We start from the raw sequence: 16,056 nt of genomic DNA, 5'->3' as shown, positions 1-16,056 counted from the left end.
TATCAAAGGGGGGATTGACGGATGCCTAACAATACAAATAAATGGACACCGTCTTTATTTCGAAATTATGCAAACGCAGAACACGATGCCTGTGGAATCGTTTCCGTTATGGAGAAGAAAAATGTTCCAACAAAAGAAAATATCGATTTATGTATACAATCGCTTGTAAAAATGAATCATCGCGCTGGCTTTATTAATGGCGAAGGTGACGGCATTGGGGTTCATATCGATTTACCGAAAGCTCTTTGGAAAAAAAAGTTAAACAACAGCGGATATAATCCAGCGATTGTGGATCATCCCCACTTTATCGTTGGACATTTTTTTCTAAATAAGAAAGGAAATCCGGCTGATTTACAAAGTGAGATTCGTACAAAATTACAAAATGAAAACTTCACAATTATCTTCGAAAGTGAGGATGTTATAAATTCTGATGCTCTTGGCCCTCTGGGCAAACAAGAAGAGCCTGTATTTTGGCAAGTTGCTATCCTTTCAGAAACAGCAAAAGAAAATATGGATCAAGCACTATTTTCTTTAACCATTACAATTGAAGAAAATGAAGCAGTCCATGTGGCTTCATTAAGCCATGATCATGTTGTTTACAAAGTTCTTGGAGCTGGCGATACACTTGTTGCATACTATGATGACTTACAACATCCGCTCATTGCATCAACAATGACACTTGGACATAACCGCTATTCAACAAACACATTATCTAACTTTTTTCGTGTGCAACCATTTAGCTCCCTTGGACATAATGGCGAAATTAACACAATTGCCAAATTACGTGACCAAGCTGAAATGATTGATGTACCACTTACTGCTGGAGGCAGTGACTCTCAAGATTTAAACCGCACCTTAGAAACACTTCTCGTAAACTACAACTATAGCCTATTTGAAGCGATGGATGTATTATTTCCACCTATTATTAATGAAATCAAATTATACGAACCACATATGCAAGACTTATATACGTATATCCGTGAGGCATGGGGACATTTTGCACAAGGACCAGCTGGCATCATTTCACGCTATAAAGATGAAGCGGTTTTTAGTGTAGATTCGCTCGGATTACGACCCGTTTGGAAAGTTGAAACCGAAAGCTCCTATATCTTTTCTTCTGAGCCGGGTGTTGTCTCACCAGCTGAATATGTAGCAGAACCAAAATCACTCGCTCCTGGAGAAAAAGTCGGATTGAAATGGGATGATCAAGGTACTCTTGTGCTATATGAATATGAATCATACCAAAAAGAAGTATATAAACGTTTGAGACAACGCATTGACTTTACAAACTATCATTTCAATTTATCTACAGCTAGTGTAGATAAATTGAAAGATTTATCTAACATTTCCCAAGTTGAAACAGAGCAATATGTAGCTTTCGGCTGGGACCGTGAACATATCCAGCTTCTTGAGCAAATGGCAACGAAAGGCGTAGAACCCATTCGTTCACTCGGACATGATGCCCCGCTTGCCGCACTTGATACCGACAGACGAAACATCGCTGATTTTATAAAAGAAAGCGTTGCTGTCGTTACAAATCCAGCAATTGACCGCGACCGAGAAGTTGAACACTTTTCTACACGTACAGTGCTAGGAGAGCGTCCGAGTTTATCCGGTCAAACTGAACCATCCTTTGTCACTGAACTTCTATCTCCAATTGTCCTGGAAGGTGAACTAGGACAATTAGCAACTGAAGATGTAGAAACAGTAACATACGAACAACTCGTACGCCTATTTGCAACCCATAGCGCTGTTTATACATTATCTGTTACCTTTACAGCATCAGAAACTTTAGATCATGCACTAAACCGGATTAGTGCAGAAGCAGTGACAGCTATAAAAAAAGGAGCCTCTCTTTTATTACTAGATGATGCAAAGTCGCATCAAAATGATCAATTATGGATTGATCCACATTTAATTACAGCAAAAGTACATCAAGAACTAACGCAGAATAAAGTAAGACGGAAATGCTCCATTGTGATAAGATCGGGTGCCCTTCGCTCCTTACACGATATTGTTACACTATATGGTTTAGGTGCTGATGTTATTAATCCATACTTAATGTTTGCAACTGTAAATGACGGAACGACAAAGCCAATTGTTAACTTATACACTGCCTTAAATAAAGGACTAGAAAAGGTCATTTCAACCATTGGAATTCATGAATTGCGCGGCTACGGTCGTCTCTTCTCTTCTATTGGCCTACATGAGGAAATTGCACACACATTACAAATCACGAACTTTTTAGGATCCGATGCATTAGCATTTTCACTCGATTCTCTAGCAGAAGACGCAAAAGCACGGGCACTTGATTATAATGATCCAAAGGTGAGAATGAGAAAAACGTTTCATATTTTCCCACGCGTTTGGAAAGCAATTGGTGATATCGCAAAAGGAAATACTTACGATGATTACCGTGAAAAACTGGCGGAATTAGAAGACAAAAATCCAATTTCAATTCGTCATCTTCTCCAAATAAAAAAGGCGAATCAACCTGTGCCAACTGAACGTGTTTCCATTCACATAAAAAAACATAACTTGCCATTTATTATTAGTTCCATGTCATTCGGTTCCCAAAACGAAATTGCCTTCCGTGCTTACGCAGAAGCCGCGAATCGCCTTAATATGATTAGTTTAAACGGTGAGGGCGGAGAAATTAAAGATATGATTGGCAAATATCCGCATACACGCGGACAACAAATTGCATCAGGGCGCTTTGGTGTGAATGCAGAACTGTTAAACTCATCGAATTTAATTGAAATAAAAATTGGGCAAGGCGCAAAACCGGGTGAAGGTGGACATTTACCTGGATCAAAAGTAACTTCCAAAATTGCAGAAGCCCGAAATGCAACAATTGGTTCAGATTTAATCTCTCCTTCCAATAATCATGATATTTATTCAATTGAAGACTTAGCACAGATTATTACGGAAATTAAAACAGCTAACCAACACGCACAAGTCGCTGTTAAAGTTCCTGTCGTTCCGAATATTGGAACCATTGCCGTAGGGACTGCGAAAGCTGGTGCTGATTTTATTAATATTAGTGGATTCGATGGGGGAACAGGTGCTGCACGTATTCACGCCTTACAGCACGTCGGTCTTCCAGTTGAAATTGGCGTAAAAGCTGCTCATAACGCTCTATTAGAGGCCGATATGAGACACAATGTAGAAATTTGGGCAGACGGCGGTATTCGTAGTGTAAATGATGCATTAAAAATTATGCTTCTAGGTGCAAATCGTATTGGCTTTGGTACCCTTTCCATGATTGCAATTGGTTGTACAACATGTCGCGGCTGTCACTTAGATACATGTCACGTCGGTATTGCAACGCAAATTGAGTCAGAAGCACAAGCGAAAGAACACGGCCTGCGCCGCTTTGTTCCCCGCCAATTTGAACTTGCTGTAGGGGGATTATTGCATTTATTTACTACCTTTGGCACAGAACTCAAACGTTTAACAGGCCAACTTGGTTATACAAATTTACAAGAAATTGTCGGTCGTTCCGATTTGCTAGAACAAATACGCGGAACACAGCTATTAGATTTACAAAATTTACTACAAACGATCAACCAAACACCTTATGACGTAACAGAAACGCACCAGCAGAAACATAGTGCAGCCGCCTCTTCATTCCAGTCAAAAGAACTAGTTGGAGTTGGTGTAGAGCAACGCGTTATGGGCGGCCTGGAATCTTGCTACCGTATCCGTAGTAAATTATACGAAAACAGTGTGCTTGAACCAATTACATTAAAATATACAAATGGTTCGGTTCCTGGAAACGGATTAGGTGCTTATAATAGTGAAAATTTATTTATTCACGTAAATGGTGGCGCACAAGATGGCATCGGAAAAACGTCGTTTGGCGGTGGCATTTATATTACAAAAGCAAGAGGAAAAGATGGCGCATACTATAACGGTTCTGTCGGAAAAGGATTTGGATACGGTGCTCAAAAAGGAGCATTATACGCACAAGGAAATGCAGATGCCCGCGCTGGCATCCGCCTATCTGGAGCCGATATGATTATTGGGGGTAGAATCACAAAACCACTTCGAGAAAAAGAGCACGGTAATCTTGGGGTTCATGCGAATATAAAAGGCTTTGCTTTTGAATATATGACAAATGGGCGCGCTGTTGTCCTTGGCGATCCTGGTCCTTGGATTTGTGCTGGTATGACTGGCGGTGTTGTCTACTTACGTCATCAACCAGAACTTGGCTTAACAGAATCCGCTTTACAAAAAAGAATTGCAAAAGGGGCGAATGTTACATTGCGTCCACTTAGCAAAAACGGAAAATCAGACGTCACAGAATTATTATTAGACTATATTCGTGTATTAAATGAGCATGAACAATTTGAAGAAGTTGCTTTCTTAACACCATTGTTAGATGACATTCCACTTCACTTTTATGAAGTCATTCCAAAAAGAGAACAAGCGGATCCATCTATTTCAACTGAATGATGCACTACGATTTACCGCTGTTAACAATTGACGAAGCGAGCATCACATAGTAATCTATAATAACAATTTGAAAACCTGCTGAAATTCAGCAGGTTTTTTCACTAAAAGTATGTGTTCAAACGGAGGATAAAGAGAGCCGAGCAGTTCGAGGCGCAGAAGCCAGGAGGATACGGAGTGTAGCTGGAACTACATGAGTACCAGACTGGCGATGCAACGAAGAAATGCGACAGCTATCTTTACCGGAATTTTTGAACTTCCACTATGTTCAAAAAGGAGGATAAAGAGAGCCGAGCAGTTCGAGGCACGGAAGCCAGGAGGGATACGGAGTGTAGCTGGAACTACATGAGTACCGGACTGGTAACGTAACGAAGAAATGCGACAGCTATCTTTACCGGAATTTTTGAACTTCCACTAAAAATACGTGTTCAAAAAGGAGGATAAAGAGAGCCGAGCAGTTCGAGGCACGGAAGCCAGGAGGATACGGAGTGTAGCTGGAACTACATGAGTACCGGACTGGTAACGTAACGAAGAAATGCGACAGCTATCTTTACCGGACTTTTTGAACTTCCACTAAAATATCACTTGCTAACATATTGTAATGAATGTATAGTATCATGTTGTACATTCATTATGACAAGAGAAAGGATATTAAAAAGGGTATGAAACTTGGTGCTCGCATTTTAAAAACCGGTATTGCCATTACATTAGCTTTATTTGCTTGTATCTTGCTCCATCTGCCGAGTCCAGTATTTGCAGGGATTTCAGCAATTTTTGCTGTACAGCCCTCTGTATACCGCTCATATTTGACAGCACTGGAACAAATTCAAGCGAACGTAATCGGTGCTGTATTCGCTATTGCTTTTGCTTTTGCTTTTGGAAACAATCCTTTTATTATTGGATTAACTTGTATATTAGTTATTGCTCTCACACTACAATTACGTTTAGAAAACACAATATCAATTGCTTTAGTAACGGTCATTGCGATTATGGAATATCAAGGAAATAATTTCTTTGATTTTGCTTTACTCCGCTTTGCAACCATTATGACCGGAATTATTGCAGCTTCACTTGTAAACTTAGTCTTTATGCCACCGAAATACGAAACGAAGCTGTATCATCGCATTGTTGATAATACAGAAGAAATTGTGAAATGGATTCGTATGAACAGCAGGCAAGCTTCTGATTTTACAACGCTAAAAACAGATATCGATCGTATGAAAGAAAAAATGATTAAATTAAATCATTACTACTTACTTTATAAAGAAGAAAGAAGTTATACGAAGAAAGTGCAATTTGCAAAAATTCGTAAACTCGTCTTATTTAGACAAATGTTAGCTACAACAAGTCGTGCTTTAAGTCTGCTAAAGGCATTACATCGCACTGAAAACGAATTACGATATATGCCAGAATCATTTCAAGAATCCATTCAGAACGAACTTGATTCATTAACGCATTATCATGAACAAGTCTTATTAAAATTTATTGGTAAGGCAAAAAAACAACAATCTATTGAAATGCTTGATGAAATAGAGACTGGCAAACAAGAACTTATTGATATATTTATGGACTATCAAAACAAGGATGATGAAGAATCATATACCATATGGTTACACCTCTTTCCTCTTATCTCATCTATTATTAACTACAGTGAAGAAGTGGAACATTTAGATTTACTTGTAGATAGCTTTTATACCTACCACAGTCCAAAAGATGAACTACGAATTGAAGAAAAAAAAGAAGATGAATAAAAACAGCCCTTTCATGATGAAGGGGCTGTTTCTGTTATATGTTGAATTTGATATAAATTATAATAAAACCCTCGTTTTTGCATTAATTGCTCATGAGATCCCTTTTCTTTAATTGCACCATCTTCTATATAAATGATTGTATCTACATGCGTAATCGTAGCTAATCTATGAGCAATGATAATCGTCGTACGATCAAAAGCTAATGTTTGCAAAGCTTCTTGAATATGTCGTTCATTCTCCAAGTCTAAGGCCGACGTTGCCTCATCTAATATAAGCAAGGATGGGTTTTTCAAGAACACACGTGCAATCGCTACGCGCTGCCTTTGTCCGCCAGACAATTTCACGCCTCTTTCTCCAACGACTGTATCATAGCCTTCTGGCAAATTCGTAATAAAATCATGAATTTGTGCTGCTTTGGCTGCAGCAATTACCTCTTCCTCTATAGCTTTCGGATTCCCATATAAAATATTAGCTTGAATTGTATCACTAAACAAAATATTATCTTGTAACACAATGCCTATATGACTACGTAAATTTCTTACATCATAATTCCTCACATCAATACCATCTACATAAATTGCGCCGCTTGAAACATCATAAAAGCGCGGAATCAAACTGGCAAGTGATGATTTTCCTCCACCGCTCGCTCCAACGAGTGCAACTTTCTCTCCTGGCTCAATTGAAAAAGAAAGGTGATGTAATACATCTTGCTCATCTGCATTATAACGAAAAGAAACTTGATCAAAGACAATTTCACCCTGTAACTTTTTTTGCTCTATTGCATTTGGAGTATTCACAATATCATATTTTTCGTCTAGCAACTCAAAAACCCGATCCATTGAAGCAAATGACTGTGTCAATGTCGTAGAAGAATTCACAAGGCGACGGAGTGGACTATACAAACTATCCATATATCCAACAAAAGCAACCATCGTTCCAAGTGTTATGGAGCCTTGAATAACCTCATATGCTGCAAACGCAATGACAAGGAGCGGACCTAAATCCGTTAATGTATTGACTGTAGAAAATGTTCGTGCCGTCCAACTTGTATGTGTTAATGCTTTCGTTAAAAAATCATTATTTTTCTCTTCAAACTGTCCTTTTTCATATTCTTCTAATGCAAAACTACGCGTCACTTGCATCCCTTGAATACGTTCATGTAAATAACCTTGCATCGCTGCCAATGCTTGCGAACGCTCTTTCGTTAATTTTCGAAGACGTCCGAAAAAATATTTCACCGCCACAACATAGATTGGCAAAATTAATAACGCAACAAGCGTTAGCTTTATGTTCATCGAAAACATAACTGCAATTGCAATAAAGATAGTTGCTGTATCCAACCAGACATTCATGAGTCCCGTAATAACAAAATCCTTTGTCTGTTCTACATCATGAATCACACGCGAAATAATTTCACCTGTTTTTGTATTCGAATAATAGCGTAAGCTTAACTTTTGCAAATGACCAAATATATATTTTCGTAAATCGTATAGCACTGTATTCCCGATACGTTGTGCAAAATATTGACGATAATATTCAACTGGCGGTCTAAGTACTGCAAAAATAAAAAAGGCAATTCCAACTGCCGTTACTAATTGCGATGTTTTTTCTTGAAGAGATCCCCCTCCTTGAATTACATCATCAATAATGTATTTTAATAACCATGGCATAATAAGCGGAATACCAAACTTAATCAACCCAATAATAATTGTGATTGCAATGAGCCACCGGTATGGCCTCACAAATTGCAAATATCGTTTTATACCTTCCATACAGTTCCCCCTTTAAGTGCGTGTTCAAACAGGAGGATAAAGAGAGCCGAGCAGTCCGAGGCGCGGACGCCAGGAGGATACGAAGTGTAGATGGAACTACATGCGTACCGGACTGGCGATGCAACGAAGAAATGCGAAAGCTCTCTTTACCGGACTTTTTGAACTTCCTCTAAAAATACCTGTTCAAACAGGAGGATAAAGAGAGCCGAGCAGTTCGAGGCGCAGAAGCCAGGAGGATACGACGTGTAGATGGAACTACATGAGTACTGGACTGGCGATGCAACGAAGAAATGCGAAAGCTATCTTTACCGGACTTTTTGAACGTCCTCTTTAATAGGACAAACCTGCGGGAATTTCCCTGCAGGTCTGCTCTAATCCCTATACATTAAATACCGTTCATACCACATGTCAACAAAATCTGGTGCAAACGGTCCTTTTCTTTGATGAATCCACTGTGTTAAGCACGCTACATTTCGCTTTAGAATCGGATCGATTACAGCAGGGTAATTCATAAGCTGGCTATGCTTCTCATACTCATCTTCATCTAAAAGTGTATATGTCATATCTGGATATACTTTAATGTCCAAATCATAGTCAATATACTTTAACGCTTCAGAGTCATATGCAAATGGAGAGCTTAAATTACAATAATAGTATACACCCTCTTGTCTTAACATCCCGATGACATTAAACCAATAGTTCGCATGAAAATAACAGATGGCAGGCTCACGAGTAATCCATGTTCGGCCATCTGATTCCGTTACGACAGTTCGATCATTTGCACCAATTACAAGACTTTGTGTCCCTTTTAAAATCGTAGTCTCTTCCCACATTCTATGAATGGAGCCATTATGTTTATAACTATGTATTTGTACTTTTTCTCCTTCTTTTGGAAATCCCATACATGCTCCCTTCTTTCACTGTGAACTCTCTTCTAAAGTTGTCCTATCTATTATAGTCCTTTTTAAAAATACATTGAGCCGAATTCACTTTTTTTCTATTATAACGTTTTTGTCAAAATTTTAAAACTAAACCGATGGAATCCCCTTTTCTCCAGTATGTGTAGGCATAGCTCAATGACAAAAACCTCCCTCTTCAACAGCTTGTTAGAGTGTTAAAGGGGGAGCATTCACAACTAAAGAGCCGATATATAACATCGCCTCTTAGTTCGAACTCACTTTTTCAGTTTCAAAAGAATGAATTACTTCATTTGTTTGCTGTTCAAATTTTTCATGTAACAGCTTTAAAGCCCGCTCTGTCTTATGTATTTCTTGACGAATAAAATGCAAATCTTTCTTATCCTGCTCTTCTTGTTTACTCGTTTCGATCTGTTGGTACTTCTCTAAATGTGCTTGTAACTTCAACAATTCATCCATTGTTTGCAACTGCTCTCCTACCAACTTATCAAATGAATTCATCGTTTACCCCCTTTTAATATATCTATTAGTATGTGTTCAAAAAGGAGGATAAAGAGAGCCGAGCAGTTCGAGGCACGGAAGCCAGGAGGATACGGAGTGTAGATGGAACTACATGAGTACCGGACTGGCGACGTAACGAAGAAATAGGGCAGCTATCTTTACCGGACTTTTTGAACTTCCTCTATTACATAGTTTCGGATATTCCCCTTACATCTCCTTTGACTACATTTGTTGACTTATTAGAAGTTATGTCGCCTCTCAAAAACTCTAGAAGTAATAATCCTTCCCTGTTGTGCTGTATTTTTTTCATTCCAAGTAGGTAAAAATCCCATTGAAATATAACAAAGAAAACACTCCTCTTGAGCCGAGGAGTGTTTTTCTTTGTTACTGATTATTACTAGAAGCTTGTGATTTTTTCGCTGCTGATTGTGCATTTTGTTGTTTTACTTGCTGCACGTTTGTTTCAGTTGCAAACTCTGTACCATAGCTAGCATTTTGTTGTTGTGCACTTTGAAGACTAGCACTAGAAGCTTGTGATTTTTTCGCTTCAGCTTGTGCATTTTGTTGTTTTACTGCTTGCACATTTGTCTCAGTTGCAAATTCTGTACCATAGCTAGCGTTTTGTTGTTTCGCACTTTGAATGCTAGCACCAGAAGTTGTTTTATTGTAGCCTTGTTGTTTTTTGTTCATCTTTTCTCACCTCCACAACAAATAATGTAACCAATCTTGCCAAAAGATATCCGTAAAAATATTTTTAAATTAGCGCATATATCTTTAACAGCTCATTCAAACTACAGATGATGGAGGTGTGACCATGTACGTTGGACGCGATATGACAGAACTATCTATGATTTCAAAAGAAAAGTGGGAGAAAGATGAATTAGCTTACTTTCATCATTCCTTACAGCAAATCATGCCTTATTTAAACGTCGAAGGCCAAACCGTCTACAAAGAAATTATAAAAGAAATTGAATCACGAGGCGGTCTTCAAAGAAACGAAGCTAATTGGACGCATGGTACGAAAATTTCTTGCGAATAAAGTGAAACTTTGATCAGTGGGAGGGTTCTTCATCCCCCACTAATCATTAGCCCTCACCAATCAAGCTTTTACGGGCGATTTATCCCCTATCTGACTTCTTTGCTTCTTGCCGAACTTTGAGGTGAGGGTATTGCTGCTCGCAAATAGCGGGATAAAAAGGAAATAGAAGCTTCGTGCTATGCACAACCAACATTCATCCTCTCCTTATCACCTGTGCTATGCCCTGCACGTGCTTGAGGAAGAGGACTTCTATTGCATGTAAAAAACGTGTTCCCTAATTGGGGAACACGTTCCATCTCCATGTTTTCTTTCCTGTTGTGAATGACCAAACTGGTGAAGTCACTTGACCGCCATAACGATCCTCTGCTTTTATATACCAATGATACGTCGTATTTTCCTTTAAGTTCTCCCATTTTACTTTTGCATTACGCCAGTTTGCAACAAAGTCATCTTTACCAATCACTTCATTTGTATATACATTTACTTCTACGTAATCCGTTGCAACTTGTTTTACTGCAGGTTTTAGATCGACATCAAGTTCAAATTCATCTTTACCTGGATATTCTTCTGGTTTATAGAAATTATATTCATTTAAATAAGGAGAGTATGTTTTAACATACATTTTGTTTGCCGTTGTATCAAATTGTAAAAGGCGCATATAACCTTGTCCACCCTCTGGACCACCTTGATAATCTGCCAACATTTGATATACTTTACGATCTGCTACGCCATCTCCATCGTCATCAATTTCATCAACTAACGTTTCACTATCATGATAATGTCCACTTAATACCGCTAAAATATTCTTATTCGGCTTAACTACTTCATTAAAAATTTTGTCACCGATTGGGCTCCGATTACCAGATACAAGTAAATATTCATGGAATGATAAAATCGCTTTTCGATTTGGATATTTCTGCAATACGTCCTTCACCCATTGAATATCTTCATCTGTAACACCCCATCCCATATATATCATAATAAAGTCATTACCTTTTGCTGAAATCAAATCATAATGACCACGATTATCCTTATAACTTTCACCGTAATATGGCTTATCTTTAAAACGCCAGTCTCCAAAATATTTTGAGTACGCTGTATAATCTTCATCTTTATGGTTCACATCATGATTTCCAGCTAATACACCATACGGTACATTCGCATTTTCAAGCACTTTCATATATTCATCTGCACGCTGCCATTGGAACTCTTGATAGGATTTATCAACAAGATCCCCTGTATGGAATACATATTGAATATTCAATGGTTTTTTTTGCGCTGCAATCCAATCTACCTGACTTTTATAAATGTGCGGATAGCTTTCAGCATAATACTGCGTATCTGACATCCATACAAATGTATAGTCGAATTTATCTGGTGAACTTGGAATTTGGTCTTGTACGATTACACTTACTTTCTTATCCTTCACATATTCTTTCGCTACGGCAGTACCTTTTAATTCAAAGTCTTTATCACCAGCGATTTTAGATGTAAGTTCCGTCCACTTATTGTTCGTATAATTCCAAGCATACATTGTTACTTTTCTTCCTTCTAAAGAATGACCATACCACTTCACTTCTACTTTATCATCATTCTTTACATCATCGGCAACTGACACATCAAAACGATGATATGGAAACTTCTCTATCGATTCTGTTGTATAATATTCCCCATCTTTTTTACTGATTTTACTTAATTGATCTTGATTAAAATTCTTCTCTCCACTTACTTCAAAAGCTTGCGGTGGTTCGTGTTCTATAGCGTTTTCTGTGATTTCCATGCGGTCCGTTTGATTTGGCTTGTAAGTATACCCTTTATAGAATGTTACTTTCATTGCATCGTTCGTCGGATCGGTTACTTTCGCCTCAAGCGTAGCATTTGTACTCACATTTTCTTCTCCATCTTTTGGAGTGATTGGAGTTGGATCTGTTGGATCTTCTGCCCATGTCTCAAATACAATTGTTTTTTCTTGCCGATTTCCCACTTGATCCTCTGCTTCTACATGTAACTCATGCTTACCTGCAGCTAATTGCCCAGATGATGTTTCATAAGGAGTTATAATTTCTTTCCCGTCCAATATAACCTTTTTATTTTTCACTCCCGCTATGTCATCCGTAGCTGTTACATCGATTGGAATTTTCCCTTTATATTTTTTCCCATTTTGTACAGTAGTAGAAAGTTGTGGTGGTGTATTATCTACTTTTACATTTGCAGCGGCTTCTTTATTCACACCATCTTCCACTGCAATTCGATGCTTTCCATCCTTTACTTGTTTTGTATCCCATAAATACGCATTTGAAATAAATTTGTCTTCTGGAACTTGGAAGCCAAATGTAAACACTGGTGTTGATGTATCACCATCTCCAACTGATAATTCTTGATTTGGATTTGCAAAATTCGGATCATATAACGTCGTGCCATCTGCTAACACAAGACGAACATTCTTCACATAAAAATCATCTTTGTTCTCTTCTTCTCTATCATCAAATGGAGACGTTTTCGTTCCAGACCGAATATCGATTTTTAATGGTTCGTTATATTTAATTTTTGATTGATCAATTTTTACAGTTAATGTGATGTAATCACTATACGTATCATCAAATATGCGCAATACTTCGTTTCCAATCGTTACTGCATTTTTAAAATATAAATCTGTCTGCTTTACATCAAAAGCAAAATAGGCAGGTTTTTCTAAAGCACGATACGTATTCGTCTCTACTTTTTTCCCATCCACCGAAAGAGAAACTTGTTCTGGGCTGACCGATAAAGAAGTTCCTTTTAATAAAGCTTGATTTGCCAGTACTTCATCATCTTTTACATTTAAACGAAGTGGCCCTTTGTCTTTCTCTCCAGCAATTTGAACGGTATACGTATCACTTTTCACTACATTAATGCCATCAGAAGCTTCCACGTAATATGTTATATTTTCTTTTCCAATTAATTCAGGTGAGTAAATGGTATAATGATATTTTTTATCCACGCGATCTTCTACTAAGTTTTCAGCTTTATATTCTGCATTGGGATTCGTCTTATAATATAACTTTACGGCTTTAACTTGTTCGTTATCAAGAACGCCAAAAGTCAATTTATGATCTTGAAATTCAGCGATTGGCTCTGTTACCGCTTTATGTGAAATTGTCGGTGCAATCGTATCCTCTTTCAAAGCAACTCGTTCAGCTGGAACTTGTCCTTCTAAAACAGTTCCGGGTGATGCGTTATGCTCTGCACCACTAACTTTTTGCATCATCTGTGAGCCATCTTGTGGATATCGATATAGAATTCCCTTATTCTCTTTCACATCTGCTGGGCTTGCTTGATCATTATAGTATGCAGCTGCAATTTCTTTCCCCGTCTTCGTTGCTACAATAATGCCACGGGAGCTTCCATTCGCCATTCCATTTGAGTATATTCTAACAATATTTTTATTTTCTACTAAGTTCGCACCAAATTGTTTATTAAAATCAACTACCGTTTTCTCATTGTTTTCACCGTTTATAATCCAAAATACGAGGGATTGTCCTGATGGAATTACAACATCATCTAGAGTAGAACCCCAAATTAAATCTCCCTCTGGCCCTTCAGATGGATAACGATATCGAATCGTATAATCCTTAAAATTAATATCTTGCTTGCTATTGTTATACACTTCAATAAATTCATAGCCATCTGCTTTCCCAACATTCGTCGTATCTGGAGTCACTTCGGTAATTAAAAATGGCGGTATGCTTTGCGAATCTATTTTTGCATGCTCAATTTTTGTTTCATAAGACTTTTCAATTGTTTTTTGATTGCCTTGCACGACAATTTTATAAAATAACGAGTTCCCCCATAACTCTTTTGCTGGAATCGTCGCCTTATAAACATCTCCATCCCCTTCTTTATTCATCTGAATTTTTTTATATGCTAGTTTTCCATCTTGCGTATACAAGACAGCTACATTTTGAACATTTTCTCCACCCTTAATGGTTGCTGTAATAGCGAGGTCTTCTTTCTCTGTATGAGTAGCTGGTGCTGTATGCTCAATCGTAATTTCACCTTGTTCCGGTTGCTTTACTGGCTCTAGCGGTACTTGAAATGGCACTTGTAATCCAGGTGTTCCTTTTTCAAATAAACCCACTTTATGCATTTCTACTTGTCCAGGCCCATATGAGTAAGCAACACTTTGATCAACTTTTACATCCGCCTTTTCATATGTTGCAGACGATAAAACAGTTCCATACTGATCAGCAAATTGAATGGTTCTTCCGCCGCTATTAGACATTCCATCTGTTTCAATTTGAATCACCTGTTCTTCTTTTATATTTCCACCGTAAACTTGAATAAAGTCTTGCTTTGATAATGTTGCATTACCTTCATTTTTAATCCAAAACACTGCCGTTCCTTTCGATGGAATCGTCGTATTTTCTGTAAAATTCCAATCTTCACTTCCAGTTTCCGAATACTTATAAATAAGCTTATAATCTTTTAATTGTATTGCTTCACTTGAATTGTTGTATATCTCTATTAATTCATATCCATCTTTCCCATTTACATTTATCGTATCAGGCATTAGTTCAGTAATCATGACTGTCCTATTCCTTGTATAATCTTCTGCTTGATGCTGAATAGTGCTTGCATATCGTTCTTTTTCTGGAAATACAGTAACTTTTCCATTTTGTTCAATTTCAAACCAATATGTAAACGTATCGGACCAAATATCTAGTTTTGGAACAACGGTAGAATATACATTATTCTCACCTTTTTTCATTTCTTGTTTCTTTACTAACAACTGTGAAGCGCTTTGATACACAACGTTTACTTTCGCACCGTCATATGTGCTTGCTAGCTGAAATTCGATCGGTAAATCTTCTCGTGCATTCACTTTTGTTTTTGGTACATGTGATGTTTCTTGATGTGGCTTTTCATTTTTATTTTGATCTGCTGTAATGGGTTGCTTCTCTGTATTTTCCTTGGATTCTGGTTGTGTGGATTCCTTTTTCGCGGGATCTGTAGTTGTTTTTTCATTTTCCTGTGATGGTACTATCGTATAAGTTCCAGGTGATGGCATTTCATTTTTTATTTCTTTCTTTGTATCATTCCAAAAAGAATGAATCGAATGATCAGTATTCGTTTTGCGCGCCTCAAGAACATCTACTGTTTTATTTTGCTCATCTGTTACTTCCACCTTGATTTGTTCGTCACTTATGTCATCGGAAGCAAATAATACTTGATCTTCTTTTATTCCTGTCTTATAGTGCTCATTTACCTCATTAACTGTTTTATTTCCAAATAAAATTAACTTCGTTTCTTTTGGTTGCAAAGATTGTTTTTCCTTTTCATTTTTAAACATTAACTCTTTTCCATTTACCTTCAGTTGAACCTTGCTCATATCTAATACTTTAGTTGATGAATTATACAACTCAATATAGCGGAACTCATCCGTATATTGAACTTCCGAAATGAGAACTGATTGATGTTGATTCTTCTCCTCTGCAAAAGTAATGTGAGCCGGTCCGGCTAACGTTTGGAGTAAAAAAGTTGCTACAACAGCTGAGCGAATTGCTTTTTTAAACATGTCCTATCCCCCTTTTAAAATTTTCATTACAACTTTCATTTTATTTGTCGTTTGTTAAGGGAATATG

At 37.7% G+C, this 16,056-nt stretch carries 8 protein-coding genes; 3 read left to right on the top strand and 5 right to left on the bottom strand.

Translation table 11 applies throughout. The annotated features are described in order from the left end of the window. Nucleotides 1–21: 21 nt before the first annotated feature. Together QUF99_RS06325 and QUF99_RS06320 are read left to right on the top strand one after the other, a co-directional pair. Nucleotides 22–4,458: a glutamate synthase-related protein gene (locus QUF99_RS06325; RefSeq protein WP_289369101.1), complete on the top strand. Its 4,437-nt coding sequence runs from the start codon at nt 22–24 to the stop codon at nt 4,456–4,458. Nucleotides 4,459–5,117: 659 nt separating this feature from the next. After that, nucleotides 5,118–6,206 (top strand): aromatic acid exporter family protein, encoded by a 1,089-nt coding sequence (locus QUF99_RS06320; RefSeq protein WP_289369099.1) that lies wholly within the window; start codon nt 5,118–5,120, stop codon nt 6,204–6,206. 11 nt (nt 6,207–6,217) lie between these two features. Here QUF99_RS06320 and QUF99_RS06315 read toward each other — a convergent pair whose 3' ends face one another. The 4 genes from QUF99_RS06315 to QUF99_RS06300 form a co-directional block, all read right to left on the bottom strand. Beyond that, complete coding sequence (locus QUF99_RS06315; RefSeq protein WP_289369097.1) at nt 6,218–7,978, bottom strand: ABC transporter ATP-binding protein; 1,761 nt, start codon at nt 7,976–7,978, stop codon at nt 6,218–6,220. A gap of 371 nt (nt 7,979–8,349) precedes the next feature. Further along, nucleotides 8,350–8,880 (bottom strand): nucleoside tri-diphosphate phosphatase, encoded by a 531-nt coding sequence (ntdP, locus tag QUF99_RS06310; RefSeq protein WP_289369096.1) that lies wholly within the window; start codon nt 8,878–8,880, stop codon nt 8,350–8,352. Nucleotides 8,881–9,141: 261 nt separating this feature from the next. Then, nucleotides 9,142–9,396: a YgaB family protein gene (locus QUF99_RS06305; RefSeq protein ID WP_289369095.1), complete on the bottom strand. Its 255-nt coding sequence runs from the start codon at nt 9,394–9,396 to the stop codon at nt 9,142–9,144. Nucleotides 9,397–9,780: 384 nt separating this feature from the next. Further along, nucleotides 9,781–10,086, bottom strand: a complete 306-nt coding sequence (locus tag QUF99_RS06300) for a gamma-type small acid-soluble spore protein (RefSeq protein WP_289369094.1) — start codon at nt 10,084–10,086, stop codon at nt 9,781–9,783. Nucleotides 10,087–10,210: 124 nt separating this feature from the next. Between QUF99_RS06300 and QUF99_RS06295 the strand changes: the two genes are divergently transcribed. After that, complete coding sequence (locus QUF99_RS06295; RefSeq protein ID WP_289369093.1) at nt 10,211–10,435, top strand: hypothetical protein; 225 nt, start codon at nt 10,211–10,213, stop codon at nt 10,433–10,435. Nucleotides 10,436–10,709: 274 nt separating this feature from the next. On the opposite strand, the gene QUF99_RS06290 is transcribed toward QUF99_RS06295, so the two are convergent. Next, on the bottom strand, nt 10,710–15,989 hold the full coding sequence (locus tag QUF99_RS06290; RefSeq protein ID WP_289369092.1) for a lamin tail domain-containing metallophosphoesterase family protein: 5,280 nt from the start codon (nt 15,987–15,989) through the stop codon (nt 10,710–10,712). Between the last annotated feature and the right edge of the window lie 67 nt (nt 15,990–16,056).

Source organism: Bacillus sp. DX4.1, assembly GCF_030348195.1.
Classification (GTDB): domain Bacteria; phylum Bacillota; class Bacilli; order Bacillales; family Bacillaceae_G; genus Bacillus_A.
This window is presented reverse-complemented; position numbering and strand designations above follow the sequence as displayed.